Below are 17,002 nucleotides of genomic sequence, written 5' to 3' on the forward strand. Positions count from 1 at the left end.
GATGGATATATCATTGCGTTTTTTGTTCCAAGGAGGATTGCGGGTTTGTATATAAGGTTGAAGCGCAAGCTTCGTCAAAGTCAAAAGCTGAGCCTTACCACGCTGCTCACAGGTCTGGTGACGCTGGTGGTTTTGCTAACTTCAAGTATTCTTCTGCTCGGTTCGTATGAGTCCAAGAAGCGGTCCTTAATGGAGACCACGCTTCATTTGAATTACCTCAATGCTGACCGGATGTCCAAGACGATGGATTCCTTATTTCAGTCCATGCACGGGACTCTGGAATACAACGCCGCCAGACTGTCTGACATAGAAGCTATGCCGCCGCAGGAAGTGAATGATTCTCTGGATCTGATGCGCAGCAGCAGCAATTTCTTCAATTCCATCACGGTGGTTGATGCCAGCGGACTCATTCGCAATGTTTCACCTGCCAGCTTAGGGACTACAGGCAAGCACATCACCTCAACGAACAGTAAGGAAGCATTAGCGCTCCGCAAGCCATATATTTCTTCCCCTTATTTGACAGCCAATACCAAGCGGTTAATCGTATTTTTGAGCCAGCCGATCTTCGACGCTGCGGGTACCTATGCTGGAATCTTTAGCGGCACTATCTATCTTCAGGAGAATAATGTGCTGTCTGAGATTTTTGATAATGGGCAGGAGGATGATTCGGGGACTTATTATTATATTGTGGATTCGAAAGGGCATCTGGTCTATCACCCGGATAAAGCGCGGATCGGCACAGATGTCAGCAGTAATGAGGTTGTGCAGCAGCTGATGAATAAGCAAAGCGGAGAACAGCCTGTCACGAACACCCGGGGCATCGAGATGCTGGCCGGATACTCCAGTGTGCCCGCTAATGGCTGGGGCATTGTGGTTGTCTCCCCGATTAGCCAGATTCATCAGGAGCTGATAGGGCATTTCCGTACCCTGATCGGGTATTCCTCCATACCGTTCATTCTGCTGCTGCTGGGGGTTATTCTTCTGGCACGCAAGTTTGCGCGCCCTTTCGTCTATCTGGCAGATGTTGTGAGCAAGATGGGCAAGGAGCAGATAGAATTACAGGAAGCGAAGCGGTATTGGAGCAGGGAAGCCTATTTATTGACAGACGGCGTGTCGCTTGCCCTGGGCAATATCCAGCAGCAGACCGAGCAGTTGACCCATGAAGCCGAAACGGATATGCTGACCGGTCTGATGAACCGCAGGTCCCTTGAACATACGATCAGCCAGCGGATAAGCTCCGGTATTCCTTTTTCACTGGTGATACTGGATGTAGACAAGTTCAAGCTTGTCAATGACACGTATGGCCATAAGCTGGGCGATGAAGTTCTGAAGCATGTTGTCCGGGTTATTGTGACCTCGCTTCGCCCGGATGATGTCTGTTACCGCTACGGCGGGGAGGAATTCGTTATCCTGCTGGCCCGGACTAAGCCTGCGGAAGCCTTCAGCGCTGCTGAGCGAATCCGTCTTGCTGTCGAGCGGAGCCAGGCGCCGATTGCGGCGCAGCTTACGATTTCACAGGGGATCGCCCACTATCCTTCGCATGCTGCGGACTTTACGGGACTGCTTGTGAAGGCGGATCAGGCCTTGTATCTGGCGAAGAGCAGAGGGCGGAACCAGTCGGTGATTACGGAGTCCTAGCTGAATTTACTTAGAATTGTGATTATCGCGCTTTGAGTGCTTTTGCGTTATAATCGAGAAAAATTTCCTGAAGGTGGAGTATTGTGAGAATTGGTACAAAAAGATTGCGCCTTCAGACCACCATCACCCTGATGATTTGCCTGATCGTCGTGCTGGTGCTGCTGATTGTGTATGTGATGTTCGGCATGAGATTCTCCGAAGAGGCCCGGGCTTCTCTGGAGAACAAGGCCATCACCATTGCCCGCACGGTCTCGCGTACACCGGGGGTGGTGGACGAACTGGTTGCAGAGGCATATTCCGGCAGCATCCAGCGTTATGCAACCGATATCAGCGCCATCAATGACGTTCAATTCGTGGTGGTGATGGATATGGGAGGTATTCGCCGTTCCCATCCCGATCCGGCCCTGATCGGCAAGCACTTCATGGGCGGGGATGAGACGGATGCGCTGCATGGCAAGGAGACCATATCCGTGGCTGAAGGCTCGCTCGGTTATTCTGTGAGAGCGTTCTCACCGATCTTCGCCCCTGACGGCAAGCAGGTTGGAGCAGTAGCTGTAGGCATATCGCTTGGCAGCGTCCGTTCTGCTGTTCAGCAGAACCGCTGGATTATCTATTCGGGCATCCTGGTCGGCGGGCTGATGGGGATATTCGGTGCCATCCTGCTGGCCCGCAAAATCAAGCGGATGATGTTCGGCATGGAGCCGGGAGAAATTGCCAAATTGCTGGAGGAGCGCAGCGCTATGCTGCAATCGACCAAGGAGGGAATTCTGGCCGTCGATAAGGAATCGCGGATTACCCTGGTGAATGCCGAAGCCCGGAGGCTGATGGGCAGTGTCGGCTTGAACCAGGAACCGGTAGGCAGGCAGGCCGGGCAGTTCTGGCCGCTGCTGCGGATGGAGAAGGTGCTGGAGACAGGGGAAGCCTTGCAGGATAAGGAAGTGGAGCAGAGCGGCATCACGCTGCTGGTGAATGTGGTTCCGGTCCGGGTGAACGGAATTATCGAAGGCGCTATTGCCACGTTCCGGGATAAGACCGAGATCAGTATTCTGATGGAGCGGCTCTCCGGCATCTCCCTGTACGCCGAGGCGCTGCGCGCGCAGACCCATGAATTCATGAACAAGCTCCATGTCATCATGGGGCTGACCAATATGCGCAGCTACAGCCGGCTGGAGGAATATCTTACGGATATTGTACAGAGCATCCAGACGGAGGCTGATTCGGTGGTCCGGCAGGTCAAAGACCCGGTGATGGTCGGTTTCCTGCTCGGCAAGCTCAGCAGAATCCGGGAGGCCGATGTACGGCTGGTTATCCGGGATGACGGTATGCTGCCTGAAGCGGCGGATCACGAGGTGGCGCGGGAGCTGGTCACGATAGCGGGCAACCTGCTGGACAATGCGCTGGAAGCGCTCCAAGGTGCGGACAACAAACAGATCGAGATTGGGTTCCGGCATAAGGACAACCAGCTTACACTCGAGGTCAGTGATAACGGGACAGGCATAGCTGCGGAGAATGGAGCTCACCTGTTTGAACAGGGCTATTCGACCAAAGGCGGCGACCGGGGCGTAGGGCTGTATCTGGTACGGCGAAGTGTAGACAAGCTGGGCGGAACGATTACGTATAACAGCCGGGAAGGGGAAGGCACCGAATTCACGGTGGAGATCCCGTATAGAGCGAAGAATTAAGATAAACCAACCATAAAAAGGGTGGAGAGCCCATGAAGAGTGATGATAAGCCATTATGATAAAAGTACTTATTGTTGAAGATGATCCCATGGTGTCGGAGATGAACAAGTTTTATCTGCAGCAGGTGGAGGGCTTCCGTGCCGATGGCTGGGCCAGCTCGGCGGAAGAAGTGCTGGGTATGCTGGAGAAGCAGGCCTACGACCTGATTCTGCTGGATATTTACATGAAGGAGAGCAACGGGCTGGAGCTGCTGTCCGAGATCCGGCGCAGAGGTGTGAAGATCGATGTCATCGTGATCTCGGCGGCGAGCGACAAGGAGAGCATCCAAGAAGCGCTGCAGAACGGGGCGGTGGACTACTTGATCAAGCCGTTCGAGTTCTCCAGGCTCCGGGCCGCGCTGAACGGATACCGGGAGCAGAACAAGCTGTTCCGCAGCCAGGAGCGTCTGAACCAGTCGGAGCTGGACAGGCTGTCCCGGTTCAAGCAGGAACGGACGTCCTCGCAGGAGCTGGCCAAGGGCTTCACCCGTCAGACGCTCCAGACTATCTGGCGTGCCGTGGAGGCCTGCGGCAGCGAGCTGTTCTCCGCTGAGGATATCTCGGCGGTATCCGGCATCTCCCGCGTCTCCGCCGGCAAATACCTGATCGGGTTAACCGAGATGGGCGTGCTGGAGATGGACCTCGTCTACGGGAGTATCGGCAGGCCTGTGCAGAAATACCGGCTCGCTCCGAACGGTAAGGGATTAATTACTAAGTATATTTGAGAATACTAACTAATTCTGGAGCTCCTGCCGCACAACCTGCGGCGGAGCTTTTTGTGTTGCGGAGACAGCGGAAGTGGGCTGGGGGCTGAAAGTCGGCTGGATGTTGAAATGAAAGGGATAAATCCCTTTGACTTGGCCAAAAGTGGGGCGGAAGCCCGAAATGAGGGGCACTAATGCACCTGAAGTAACCTGCCCTCTCCTGATAGCGCTTACTTTAATAATTTACAAAATCCCTTTATTACTTTCATAAAAACAAAAGCGCTTTCAAAGCAGCTATGATGAATTTGTAAAAGAGTTAAGGAGGTAAGGTAAACATGCAAAAAGCAATTCAACCCCCACTTTCGGTACCGGAACAGCAGCATGTACTGAAGCAAGGTGAACCAAATTTCGTCCAGAAGGTTCTGCACTTAAAGGTAGGCGTTATTCCACTCCCATTGTATGTGGTTTTTGCACTCATTATTTTTGCGGCTTCTGTGCTTGGTGAACTGCCAAACGACATGATCGGCGGCTTTGCAGTAATTATTGTACTGGGGGTGCTGCTCAGTGATCTGGGCTTCAAGCTTCCGATTCTGAAAAATATCGGCGGTCCCGCGATCCTCTCCCTAATGATCCCATCCTTCCTGGTCTTCTGGAATGTGCTTGATCCTTCGGTGCTCGAATCGGTCAACACGCTGATGAAAACGTCGAACTTCCTCTACCTGTACATCTCGATTCTGGTAGCCGGAAGTATTACAGGGATGAACCGGACCACGCTGATTAACGGCTTCATCCGCATCTTCATCCCGATGATGGCCGGAACCCTCGCCGCAGTGGCTGCGGGGATGGGCGTGGGCATGCTGCTCGGCTATAGTGCACACCGGACACTGTTCTACATTATCGTACCTATTATCGGCGGCGGCGTCGGTGAAGGCATTCTCCCGCTGTCCATCGCGTTCTCGCAGATCCTAGGCGGGGAATCTGGCTCTTATGTAGCTCAGATGATTCCAGCGGCGGTTATCGGTAATGTGTTTGCAATTATTGTTGCCGGACTGCTCAAGCGAATGGCTGACAAAAATCCGTCCATCACCGGGAACGGTGTCCTGGTGAAATCGAAGGATGGCCAGAAGCTGGCGGGCAGCACGTATGACAGTGCAAAGCCGGACTTCCTGCTGATGGGCGCGGGCCTGCTGTTCGCCTGCGGATTGTTCATCACCGGTCATCTGCTGTCGCCGTTTGTCGGCGTTCCAGGTCCGATCCTGATGATCTTCGCAGCGGCACTACTCAAGATTTCCAAGCTGCTCCCGTCCAAAATCGAGCAGGGCGCTTATCAGCTCTACAAGCTTGTGTCCGGCACATTAACCTGGCCTCTCATGGTCGGCCTGGGGATGCTGTACATTCCGCTGAAGGATGTCGCAGCCCTGATCTCGCTTCCTTATATTATTGTCTGTGCTACCGTTATCGTGGCGATGACGATCACCGGCTATTTTACCGGAAAATGGGTCAACATGTACCCGGTTGAAGCGGCCATTGTTACCGGCTGCCGCGGCGGCCTTGGCGGAACAGGCGATGTAGCTATTCTGTCTGCCTCGGGACGCATGGAGCTGATGCCGTTCGCACAGATCTCCACCCGTATCGGCGGAGCGATTACAGTAGTTGTAGCCACGCTGCTCATCTCTGTATGGGGCGGTTGATCAGGGTGCTCAATCAGTAGACGATACGCCTGAATCACATGAAATCGCATCCAATCGTGTCGAAATCGTGGACAATTTTCAGGTGTCAGCTTTTATCTTGCCAATCCGATACTTATCGTGGAGAATGACTAAGGGAGTATATGTAATGCAAAGTTGACGGGCCTGCATACGGGTCTGGTAAGGTTCCGGATGCAGGAAGCTCCGCTATATATAGAAAGATCTGAGATGAATGGAACAAACGGTTAACCAGTTGAATGGAGGAGTTACTCATGGAACTATTAGAAGAAATTATGCTGCTGCATAAAGGCGGTAAGCTCGAAACTACCCTGAAGCATCCGATTCTGTGCAAAGACGACCTGTCCAAGGTCTACACGCCGGGTGTAGCGAAGGTCTGTCAGGCGATTGCCGACGATCAGTCCCAGGCCTATGAGCTAACCACGAAGAAGAATACCGTAGCTGTCGTATCTGATGGCACGGCTGTACTGGGGCTTGGCGATATCGGGCCGAAGGCAGCCATGCCGGTTATGGAGGGCAAAGCGGCGCTGTTCAAGCAGTTCGCAGACGTCGACGCCGTGCCGATATGCCTGGATACCAAAGATACCGAAGAGATTATTGCGATTGTAAAGGCACTTGCCCCGACGTTCGGCGGCATTAACCTGGAGGACATTTCCTCTCCGCGCTGCTTCGAGATTGAAGCCAGACTAAGAGCCGAGCTGGACATTCCGGTCTTCCATGATGATCAGCATGGTACGGCAATTGTCGTAACTGCCGGACTACTGAACGCACTCAAGGTATGCGGCAAGGATATTAAGGATGTCAAAATCGTAGTCAACGGCATCGGCGCAGCAGGCATCTCCGTCTCCAAAATGCTGCTGCATGCCGGAGCGGTGAACCTGATCGGCGTGGACCGGGAGGGCGCGATTAACCGGCTTGCGGATTATGAGCGCAGCCATTGGAGCGATTACGCCCAGATTACGAACCCTTATCTTGAAATCGGAAGTCTGTCCGATGTGATCAAAGGCGCGGATGTCTTCATCGGAGTCTCTGCACCGGATGTGCTGAAGCTGGAAGATGTGCTGAACATGGCTACAGATCCGATTGTGTTCGCTATGGCGAACCCGATGCCGGAGATTGATCCCGCGATTGCTGCGCCGCATGTAAGAGTCATGGCGACCGGACGTTCTGACTATCCGAACCAGATTAACAATGTTCTGTGCTTCCCTGGAATATTCAGAGGAGCGCTGGATTGTGAAGCTACGGATATCAATGAAGACATGAAGCTGGCGGCAGCAGAGGCGATCTCCTCAGTGATTGACCCGTCTGAGCTGCATGAGAAATATATCATCCCAGACGCCTTCGATCCGCGTGTAGTAGAGAGAATTCGCATGGCTGTAGCCGAAGCGGCAGTTAAGAGCGGCGTAGCCCGCAAGAACCTGCTGGTTGGCATTAACTAATTACTGAAACGGCAAGCTCAACGAATGAGCTTGCCGTTTTTTTGCCGCGTCTATAGGGGAGGCTGCGCTGGTTATGCCAGCGGAATTACGGGTAATCAATGGGAGATTAAGGGCCGGGGGCGGATGCTCCGGCTATACATAAATCTTAGACTGGAGGGTACGAACATGAGCGAGGAAGAAGTGGAAGCAACCGGCTGGGATGCCATTGAAGATCAGATGAAGAGGTTGTACGGACAGCAGGAGCCGAAGCATTATGCTGCAATGCTGCCTTATAGGCTGGGGGGTAAAGACCCGCTGAGCGGAATCAGCGCCTATGAAGCGCAGCAGCCTTATCCGCATTGGCATTTCGTAACCTTCGGTTTCTCTGAGTTGTACGATAAGGAGTCGGAGAACCTCGAATACAGCGGGTACGGCTTCGAGCTGACCTTCCGGTTGGCTCGCAGTGCCGGAGAACAGGAGCCTCCGGCCTGGGGGATCAGTCTGCTCCAGAATATGGCCCGGTATGTATTCTCCAGCGGGAATATTTTTGCCTCTGGTCATTATCTGGATGCGAACGGTCCCATCTGTCTGGGCGCGGACACCCGGCTGACTGCGCTGGCTTTCATTGATGACCCGGAGCTTCCAGCTGTGGATACGCCCAATGGGCGGGTTGAATTTCTGCAGATGGTCGGAATTACAGCAGATGAACTGGAAGCCATGATGACCTGGAATACGACCTCATTCCTGTACGCCAGCGAGGAGATGCTCCCCGCATATATCACTGATCTTGCCCGGGATTCGCTGCTCCGGCTTCCGGCTATTAAGGAAGCAGTTCGCCTGGGCATCGAGCGTGACGGGTCCCAGACGGGTATCCTGTATGTAGATGAATTGGGCTTCGAGCCTGCAAAAAGCCGTCTGCTGGGCACCGCACCGGCGGTCCTGACCATTGGGGCTCGGCAGGCCGCGTCAGTAGCCAGCCTGCTGCGCGGACGATTGCTGAAGGGGAAGCCGCTGAGGTTAACCTGCCCGAAGCTACAGATCTTGCTAGAACCGGCTGAAGAGACTAGCTGTGTACAGGACGGGGAGATCGTCCGTATCAGCCTGAGTGAAGCAGCTATCCTGGAGCTGGAAACGAAACTCCAGCCCAAGGAAGGCGAATTCCGGCTGTCCACCGCCAAAGAACTGAAGGTGCAGGTAAGAAAGACCTACATCAAAGACCAAGAGGGTAACGTGGTGGAGACCATCGGCTAACCTGCACTGACGGCTGCTTCATTCTAGCGGGACTTCCGTTTCGATTGTGATCATGCGTTCACTCCATCCCAAATCTTTAGCTTATCTTTAGACTTGGTTTAGTTTGAATTAAGAAACCCCGGCTATATTTAAGTGAACAAGAAACGCTGTTCAAAATAACGGAACGGGAGCCCACTATGGCCAAATTGAATTTGTTCATCCGCATTTGTATTGCCGTGCTGCTGGTGCTGGGAATTATCTATGTCAGCTCACTGGTAGACTTTATTTTTACCCCTATTATCTCGTTGTTCAATGTTGTGATGGTGCCGTTAATGCTGGCCGTCTTCTTCTATTATCTGCTTCGGCCCCTGATCGACTTCCTGTCCTCGCGCAAATTGAAGCGGACGCTGGCGATCCTGCTGGTCTATCTGGTCATTGCTATTCTGCTGCTGGGCTTCACGGTAGGCGTCTGGCCATCGCTGCAAAGTCAGCTGCTGAACCTGGGCAACAATATGCCGGGGGTGCTGAGAGCAGTTGGAGAGCAGTTAAGTAAGCTGGAGAACACTGAGCTGCTGTCGGGTCTGATTCCCGAGAATATGAACCTGTCCAGCCAATTAATGGGCTATTTGAATACAGGCTTCTCGCTGGCAACGGGCTATGTGTCCGGGCTGTTCTCCTTTGTCTCTAATTTTGCGATTGTGCTGTTCACCTTTCCGATCCTGTTATTCTACATGCTGAAGGAAGGCGGGAAGTTCGGCGATAAGCTCGTGAGCTTCTTCCCCAAACGGTATCACGAGGAGGGCGCGGGGGTGATTGCCGAGATTGACGGCGTGATGGGCAGCTTCATCGTCGGCAGAGTGCTGGTCAATCTGGCGCTCGGCGTCCTGATGTACATCGGGTTCCTGATCATCGGCCTGCCGTATGCGCTGCTGCTGACAATGGTAGCGGTGCTGATGAACTTCATCCCTTTTATCGGAGCCATTCTGTCTACCGTGCCGATCTTCATCTTCGGTCTGATCGAGTCCCCGTCTACGGCGGTCTGGTCGATTGTGGTCGTGCTCGTTGCGCAGCAGATTCAGGATAACCTGGTGGCCCCATATATCTTCGGCAAAAGCATGGATATCCACCCGCTGACCACGATCATCCTCGTCCTGGCCGGCGGCGATTTCGGCGGAATTATCGGCATTTTGGTCATTATTCCGGTCTATATGATGCTCAAGATCATCATCGTCAAGCTCTATCAGCTCTTCATCCGCACGCGCTGGGACGAGGAGCCGGCAGCGCCGATGGGACCGTTGGAGCCGGTGCCCGGGGACACGGCGCCGCCTGCGGATGCGGGGGAGAATGTGGAGTGAAATAAGGTGGATTAAGGGCGGATTAGCGCGTGAGTGTGACAGAGAAAGTGTGGGTCGGGTGAAGTAAGAGCGAGTAGGTTGAAGTAAGAGTGGGGTTGGGCCGAGCTTGGGACAGAGTTGGAAAAAAGGCACTTATTTCGCGCCGAATGGACGGTTACGGGGAAGCAGTTGGAAAAAGTACATCTAATCTTCCCAATTATAAGGATTCGCCGAAAGTCGGCTCGAGTAAGTGTTGTTTATCCAACTAATGTTTGAAAAGTGTATCTATACGCAAAATTAGATGGACTAAATCCACTTGCATCCTCCGCTGCGACCATAGCTAAGCGTTAATGCGACAAACTAAAACAAACACACCGGAAATCAATCCATAAATGATGATTTCTGGTGTGTTTGTTTTTTTATAAGTTCCTTTGAAATGTAATTAGCTACTTCGATGTTTTCTTAAACATCTTACTCAAATACACGTTCATCGGTAGATTGCTCTTGCAACAGATGAACAACCTGCCAGATCCATTCCTGATTATCCAAGTGATCGAACTGGGGATGATTAAATAAGGCGTTCAAGCTGCACGTTTTGCTCGCCGCGTTCTAATCAGGACTCGCATTAAACCAAGTCCTTATAAGCATCCACTATACTAATCCCGCATCAAAAACGCCCGTGTCCGCTCCAGCTTCGGGCTGCCGAAGATCTCCTCCGGTGTGCCCGATTCGGCAATCTCCCCGTTGTCCATGAAGAAGACGCGGCCCGCGACATCGCGGGCGAAGCTCATCTCATGGGTGACGATCATCATCGTCATGTTCTCCTCGGCGAGCTGGCGGATGACGCGGAGCACCTCGCCGGTCAATTCAGGATCAAGCGCTGAGGTCGGCTCGTCGAACAGGAGAATAGCCGGGCTGAGCATCATCGCTCTAGCAATGGCAACCCGCTGCTTCTGCCCGCCCGACAGCGTGGAGGGGTAGACGTCTGCTTTGTCGGAGAGGCCTACCTTGGAGAGCAGCTCCCGGCTCTTCGCCGTAATCTGCTGCACACTCTCCCGCTTCAGCGTTCTGGGGGCAAGCTCCAGATTGTCCCTTACGCTGAGATGCGGAAACAGATTGAAATGCTGGAACACCATCCCCATACTTGAAGTGATGTCTCTAATCTCCGCCGTACTGGCGTAGCGCCCGTTCTCAACCAGGGTTTTCCCACAGATTGAAATGCTGCCCCCGGTGACCTCCTCCAGGTGCACAAGGCTGCGCAGCATGGTGCTTTTGCCGGAGCCTGAGGGTCCGATCACCGCAACGACTTCGCCGGGCTTCACGTCAAAGCTAATCTGGTTCAGCACGCTGAGGCTGCCGAAGTCCTTCTTCAATTGCCGTACTTCAATCATGCTACTCATAGCCAAACAGCCCTTCTACTCAAATTTGAAACGTTTCTCCAGCAGCTTGAAGAATAAGGTCAGCACCAGTGTCATCAGCAGATAAATGACGCCCGCTACGACAAAAGGAGTGACAGTGAAATCACGGTTCACCGCCGTCTTGGCGAAATTCAGCAGCTCCGGTACGGCCACGGCATACAGCAAAGCGGTATCCTTGACCAGTGTAATGGACTCATTGGCAACCGCAGGCAGCGCCACGCGGAACATCTGGGCAAGAATGACCTTGCGCAGCGTCTGCCACCGGCTAAGCCCGAGAACCTTGGCCGCCTCATGCTGACCTTTATCGATCGAGAGCAGCCCGCCCCGGAAAATCTCGGCGAAATAAGCGCCGTAATTCAGAATAAAGCCCAGGCTGGCCGCTACAAAACGGTCCATAACCAGATATTGCCCGATTACAGGAATCTGCGGCAAACCGAAGCAGAAGAAGAACAATTGCAGCAAGAGCGGCGTTCCGCGCATGACGTAAATATAAGCGTGTGCGATCCAGGCCAGCGGCTTTAGCGTGCTTTTGGCCATCAGAGTGACCACCATCCCGAGCGGAATGGACAGCACGATCACGATCAGGAACAGCAGCACCGTGGTCCGGGCGCCTTCCAGCATCGGTCCGGAAATTCTAATAATATAATCGATATCCATGTCTTCAACCGGCTCCTAAACGATAGCATCTAGTTCAATACTTTGTTCTCTCCGAACCACTTGGTTGAGATCTCAGCGGCGGTTCCGTCACTGCTTAGTTCATCCAGCGCCTTCTGCAGCTCATTGAGCAGAGCTTCATTGCCTTTCTTAATCCCGATGCCATATTGCTCAGGGGCCAATGATTCTTCCATCAGCTTGTACGTATCCGGCTCCTTGGCTATGTAATATCTGGCGACAACCTCATCGATGACCACCCCGTCCAGACGGCCCGACTTGAGGTCGGTCAGCGCCAGCACATTGTCGGTGAATTCAGACACGCCGCCAAGCTCCGCCTTGATCGGATTCGCATCCAGGGCATCGGCGGCAGAGGAGAGGCTTTGCAATCCGACTTCTTTGCCAGCCAGATCCTTAAGCGCAGACAGCGATGAACCCGCCAGCACGACTACCACCTGGCTATTCTCCAGATAAGGCTTGGTGAACAGTACCTTCTCCTTGCGCTCGTCCGTGATGGTGTATCCGTTCCAGATCATATCGATGCGCCCGCTGTTCAGCTCGGATTCCTTGGCGGACCAGTCGATCGGCTGGAAGGTAATCTGTTTGCCCATCTTCACGGCAGCCGCCTTCGCATAATCGATATCGAAGCCGACAAGCTCATTGTTGTCATCCCGGAAGCCCATCGGGGCGAACTTGTCATCGATACCGATAACCAGCTTCCCGTCCTTGCCGCCTGAGCTGGACCCTGAGCAGCCTGTAATTAGTACAATAGCCATGATGGTTAATAGAACCCATATTCCCTGTCTCTTCATCTCTCTAATCCCCCTAGTAGATTGCCTGCCGCATCGGTTGCTTTAGTTCGTTAATACGTTATCAGTGTATCATAATAACATATCATGTGAGTTCATGTCGATAGAGTTGAGAAAGGCAGATGTGTCCAAAATAAATCTATTCCTCCGTCCCGGATATTATCGTGTTCATGTGTGCTTGGCCGTCCGTCTGAACTGAAACCGCCTCCATCCCAGCGGAGCCGGAAATGGAGGCGGTTACTGTTAAAGGTGGTCTGCTGCAGGAATCAGACTGGTGTATTCACACTAGCTTCCCTGACCTTGTTTTACCTTAATATTGCGTGTTGCCCGATTGGCTGGTCTTACCCGAGGCAAAACCCTTGAACAGGGTAGGCACATTGCGGTAGCGGGTATTGGTGATCCGGGCGGCGCTGCTGCTGCTGTCTGTGCGGAAGATGGAATCCTTGACATTCGAGATATCCGAGTTGTCCAGGGTGAAGTTCACGGCATAGGAGGTGCCGCCGTTCTGGCGGGCCAGCTTGCCGATATCATTCGCTTTGAAATTCTTGATGTTGATGGTGCCCGCAGCGTTCGCCTGGAACACTTTATCGTAGGCTTTGTACGCACCTCCGCCTGTAATATTAACTGTGCCGGAGGCCTTCAGTGTCAGGGCATCCTCGCCGACATCCTGCCAGGTCACATTGGAGATGGTAGCATTCCCGTAACAGTGCACCCCGTCTGCGCCGGGAGCACCGATAATTACATTTTTGAGTGTGGCATTCTTTTCCAGCCGGAAGATGGGCTTCTGGTTCTCTGCCTGGCTGCCGTCTCCCAGCGTATTCGGATTGGCGACGAACGTCTGGCCATTGCCGTTATACGTCTCACCGGCCGGTACGACAATCGTCGAATTCACCACAATGGGCGTTGCGGCAGATACCTCGGGGGGACTGGCAACATAGAACGAAGACAACAATGCAACCGACAGGAGCAAGCCAACTACCTTTTTCAAAAACATTCCGCCCTTCAACTGTAGAATTAGGTCCGGCGCACCGGTCCCTTGCGGGCATACCAGCCAGATGTGCACCTCTGACAGCACCCGATATCTAACCTATTCAGAACACGTGTGCATAGAACATAAACCTTACATGAAGATCAATTTCCATATTTCTGACACAATTTGGGCGGGCTGCAAGCTGAGGGATAAAAGATAACAATGGTAGAATAACAGAGCAGCAGAAACGGAGGAGATTAGATTGAATCAGGAAGAGCTTGACGAGATGATGGAGATTCAGTGGCAGAGAGAGAAAGAGGAGAAGGTGAAGAAGTACAGCATCCTGAACACCTTGGCGCTAAAAGGGCAGACCGTACTGGCGGGCTCCTCGCTGATGGAGTTTTTTCCGGTAAATGAATTGCAGCAGACACTGGAGAAGCAGACGGTGATCTATAACCGCGGGATTGCGGGCTATGTGACCCGGGAATTGCTCGAAGCGCTGGAGGTATGTGTACTTGCGCTTGCGCCTTCGAGGCTGTTCATTAATATAGGCACCAACGACATCAGCTCAGCGGATGGGGAGTATGAGCTCGGGAAGCTGCTTGCGAATTACAATGAGATTCTGACCCGGATTAGAGAGAGGCTGCCGGAGTGCAAGGTATATGTCATGGCGTATTATCCGGTGAATGCCAAGGCCGACTTCCCCGGAATGGATGAGGAGATGCGAGCGAACTACTTCAGAACGAGAACCAATGCGGCGCTGCTGGAAGCGAATCGGGCCGTGGAGGAGCTTGCACTTGGGCACGGATATGAGTTCATTAATGTGAATGAGGGACTGACGGACGCTGAAGGGAATCTGAAGGAAGAATATACGATGGACGGTGTCCATATGTACGGGAACGGGTACGCGGTGGTTCTTGATAATCTGAAAAAATACCTATAAGTAGCCTCACGCAGCAAGAGCAGCGGTCTTCCGGTAGCCGGAGAGGCGCTGCTCTTGCTGTCCACAACCGTCAAATCAACTCCCGCCGCCGCTTCAGATACACATACAGCACGATGCCCGACACGGAGCAGACCGCTGCGCATAAGCCGATGAAGCCGTACCCCGCCTGAAGACCGCGCAGCAGGCCAAGCTCCGAAGTACTGCCGTATACTCCTTTGACGGTCTCAATCACCCAGCCGATGATGTAATTGCCGATGACGCTTCCGAGGCCCATCAACGTGACGACAAAGGTAATGGCCGTATCGCTTCCGTTTGGGTAACGGCGGGCAATGAAAGCCATAACGGTAGGATAGATAATAGCAATCCCGGCACCGGATATGGCGAACAGAAAGGCAAGACTCTCCCCGCCGGCCAACGCGATGAAGGTACAGACCGCCGAGAAGCAGGAGAAAATAATCAGCGAGAGTACGAAGCCGATCTTGTCTGTCAGCGGGCCGATCAACAGCCTTCCCAGCGAGAAGAGCAGGAAGAAGGCCGACAATAAGCCGGAAGCGCGGACGGTATCCCAGGCATAGGCTTTTTCCAGAAAATTAACCAGCCAGCCGCCCACGGCCAGCTCTGAGACAACACCGAACGAAAGAATCATCACCATCATCCAGAGCGCGGGATCACGCATCAGGGTACGGAAGGAGGTACGGTCCTCATTCGGCAGATCATCACCGGGAAACGTGCCGCGCAGCGCCGACAGGATCGGCAGCAGACACAGCGACAGCATAACCAGATACATCCCCCGCCAGTCCAGCGTATGCCCGAATACACTCAGCGACATCACCCCGGTAGCCAACAGTGGCGCGACGGTTGAGCTTAGTCCATAGAAAAAATGGGACAAGTTCATCATCATCCCCGTGTTTTTGACGAAAATACGTGCCCCCAGAATCGCCAGTCCAATCTCCAGCATCCCGTTCCCGATGTACATCAGGAAGTAAGAGGAAGCGAACAGCGGATAGCTGTGTGAGAGGAAGATCAGCACGCCCGAGATCACCATCGAGGCGAACGAAATAATGGTGACAGCCTTGATGCCCCATTTGCGGACAAGGATGGCAGTGAAGGAGCAGGCGATCAGATAGCCCAGCGCATTCAGCGAGAGCAAGGTGCCGAGCTGTCCTTCATTAAGGTTGAAGGCGAGCTGAATCCGCGGGATGGCGGGCCCTTTAATATTCTCCGAGATGCCAAAGACGACAAAGCCCAGGAAGATAGTGACAAGTTGCATGATATAAACGGTATTGCGTTTGCTTGCAGAGTTGCGGGACTGAGCTTTCAAGGTAAATTGCCTCCTGGAAGATTGCGTGTTGGAATACGTGTATTGTAGTTATTTTACGGTGAAAGGGCAAGGGTTACTTGTTCAATCTCCCTACATAAAGAAAGCCCGCACAGGCAGGGGATGATAACTTTCCTGCGTTGTACGAGCATTTGGAGGAATTGGACCGGTTGAACCGCCTTTGCTCATTTTTTAGCCCTACATTTAAGAGATTCTAAATATGCTTACATTACTGTAAGTGTCAGATTGTCCTGTGATTTGCAAGTTTAACCCCGTAATCCCTTGTGCCGTGACTGGGAAAATAAGCTCTGTGTTGGCCGTAGTTACATTTATTAGACCACTGGCCGCCAGGGCCAGACCGCCAGAGCCTGTAGTTCCTCCAGCAGCTTTATACAGATAGGAGGGGAAGGGGGTAATTGCACCGTTCAAAGTAGGTATAACAGTTATAATATCGGCACTTGCAGAGGTATCACTAATAAACAATCGAATGTTGTAGGCAACAAAATAAATGCCTGTTTCTGGTATCACTATACTTTGGTTACCGCCGGTACCTCCAAGGGTAATCCCCTGAGCAAATACCGTATTGAACGGGATATTAACCGGGACGCCATTAGTTACTGCTGTGTTATTGACCGGAACAAATCGTCCATGAGTGGCCAATATATTCGGCCCTGTGATTCCAGTAGCCCCAGTGAGGCCAGTAAGGCCGGTAGCCCCAGTGAGGCCAGTAGCGCCGGTAAGGCCGGTAGCCCCAGTGAGGCCAGTAGCGCCGGTAAGGCCGGTAGCCCCAGTGAATCCGGTGGTTCCGGTGACTCCGGTGACTCCGGTAAGGCCGGTAGCCCCAGTGAATCCGGTAGTTCCGGTGACTCCGGTAAGGCCGGTAGCACCAGTGAATCCGGTGGTTCCGGTGACTCCGGTAAGGCCGGTAGCACCAGTGACTCCGGTGACTCCGGTGACTCCGGTAAGGCCGGTAGCACCAGTGACTCCGGTGACTCCGGTCGGCCCTGTTGCCCCTTCTCCTGGACCAGTAGGTCCTGTCACTCCGGTCGGCCCTGTTGCCCCTTCTCCTGGACCAGTAGGTCCTGTCACTCCGGTCGGCCCTGTTGCCCCTCCCCCAGGCCCCGTAGGTCCTGTCACTCCGGT

At 53.3% G+C, this 17,002-nt stretch carries 13 protein-coding genes and 1 pseudogene; 8 read left to right on the forward strand and 6 right to left on the reverse strand.

Translation table 11 applies throughout. From position 1 onward, the window contains the following. Positions 1 to 45: 45 nt before the first annotated feature. From ACFSX3_RS13345 to ACFSX3_RS13375, 7 genes are all read left to right on the forward strand, one after another. Positions 46 to 1,638, forward strand: coding sequence for a diguanylate cyclase (locus ACFSX3_RS13345; RefSeq protein ID WP_209984949.1), 1,593 nt, complete (start codon positions 46 to 48; stop codon positions 1,636 to 1,638). 83 nt (positions 1,639 to 1,721) lie between these two features. Further along, positions 1,722 to 3,320 (forward strand): DcuS/MalK family sensor histidine kinase, encoded by a 1,599-nt coding sequence (dcuS, locus tag ACFSX3_RS13350; protein WP_209984946.1) that lies wholly within the window; start codon positions 1,722 to 1,724, stop codon positions 3,318 to 3,320. A 55-nt stretch (positions 3,321 to 3,375) separates the two neighbouring features. Then, complete coding sequence (locus ACFSX3_RS13355; RefSeq protein ID WP_209984943.1) at positions 3,376 to 4,083, forward strand: response regulator; 708 nt, start codon at positions 3,376 to 3,378, stop codon at positions 4,081 to 4,083. A 314-nt stretch (positions 4,084 to 4,397) separates the two neighbouring features. Beyond that, a complete protein-coding gene (locus ACFSX3_RS13360; RefSeq protein ID WP_209984941.1) occupies positions 4,398 to 5,753 on the forward strand; it encodes a 2-hydroxycarboxylate transporter family protein in 1,356 nt (451 codons plus the stop codon). A 254-nt stretch (positions 5,754 to 6,007) separates the two neighbouring features. Continuing rightward, complete coding sequence (locus ACFSX3_RS13365; protein ID WP_379255872.1) at positions 6,008 to 7,207, forward strand: NAD(P)-dependent malic enzyme; 1,200 nt, start codon at positions 6,008 to 6,010, stop codon at positions 7,205 to 7,207. Positions 7,208 to 7,372: 165 nt separating this feature from the next. After that, complete coding sequence (locus tag ACFSX3_RS13370) at positions 7,373 to 8,437, forward strand: suppressor of fused domain protein (protein WP_209984935.1); 1,065 nt, start codon at positions 7,373 to 7,375, stop codon at positions 8,435 to 8,437. Positions 8,438 to 8,613: 176 nt separating this feature from the next. Continuing rightward, the gene (locus ACFSX3_RS13375; RefSeq protein ID WP_209984932.1) at positions 8,614 to 9,771 is read left to right on the forward strand and encodes an AI-2E family transporter; all 1,158 of its coding nucleotides are present in this window, start codon (positions 8,614 to 8,616) and stop codon (positions 9,769 to 9,771) included. Positions 9,772 to 10,406: 635 nt separating this feature from the next. Here the strand turns inward: ACFSX3_RS13375 and ACFSX3_RS13380 are convergent. From ACFSX3_RS13380 to ACFSX3_RS13395, 4 genes are all read right to left on the reverse strand, one after another. After that, positions 10,407 to 11,150 (reverse strand): amino acid ABC transporter ATP-binding protein, encoded by a 744-nt coding sequence (locus tag ACFSX3_RS13380; protein WP_379312934.1) that lies wholly within the window; start codon positions 11,148 to 11,150, stop codon positions 10,407 to 10,409. Positions 11,151 to 11,165: 15 nt separating this feature from the next. Beyond that, positions 11,166 to 11,825: an amino acid ABC transporter permease gene (locus ACFSX3_RS13385; protein WP_209984930.1), complete on the reverse strand. Its 660-nt coding sequence runs from the start codon at positions 11,823 to 11,825 to the stop codon at positions 11,166 to 11,168. Positions 11,826 to 11,854: 29 nt separating this feature from the next. Further along, entirely contained in the window at positions 11,855 to 12,595 is a 741-nt protein-coding gene (locus ACFSX3_RS13390; RefSeq protein ID WP_379258670.1) for an amino acid ABC transporter substrate-binding protein, read from the reverse strand. A 343-nt stretch (positions 12,596 to 12,938) separates the two neighbouring features. Then, positions 12,939 to 13,622: a pectate lyase gene (locus ACFSX3_RS13395; protein ID WP_209985194.1), complete on the reverse strand. Its 684-nt coding sequence runs from the start codon at positions 13,620 to 13,622 to the stop codon at positions 12,939 to 12,941. A gap of 238 nt (positions 13,623 to 13,860) precedes the next feature. On the opposite strand from ACFSX3_RS13395, the gene ACFSX3_RS13400 reads away from it, so the two are divergent. After that, positions 13,861 to 14,541 carry a GDSL-type esterase/lipase family protein gene (locus ACFSX3_RS13400; protein ID WP_209984925.1) on the forward strand — a complete coding sequence of 227 codons (681 nt, stop codon included), beginning with the start codon at positions 13,861 to 13,863 and terminating at the stop codon, positions 14,539 to 14,541. A 70-nt stretch (positions 14,542 to 14,611) separates the two neighbouring features. Here the strand turns inward: ACFSX3_RS13400 and ACFSX3_RS13405 are convergent, their stop codons facing one another. Further along, positions 14,612 to 15,811 (reverse strand): MFS transporter, encoded by a 1,200-nt coding sequence (locus tag ACFSX3_RS13405; RefSeq protein ID WP_209985189.1) that lies wholly within the window; start codon positions 15,809 to 15,811, stop codon positions 14,612 to 14,614. A 252-nt stretch (positions 15,812 to 16,063) separates the two neighbouring features. Next, positions 16,064 to 17,002 (reverse strand): annotated as a pseudogene (locus ACFSX3_RS13410) (hypothetical protein); the annotation flags it as partial.

The sequence above is a fragment of the Paenibacillus rhizoplanae genome (assembly GCF_042684125.1).
GTDB lineage: Bacteria > Bacillota > Bacilli > Paenibacillales > Paenibacillaceae > Paenibacillus_AQ > Paenibacillus_AQ rhizoplanae.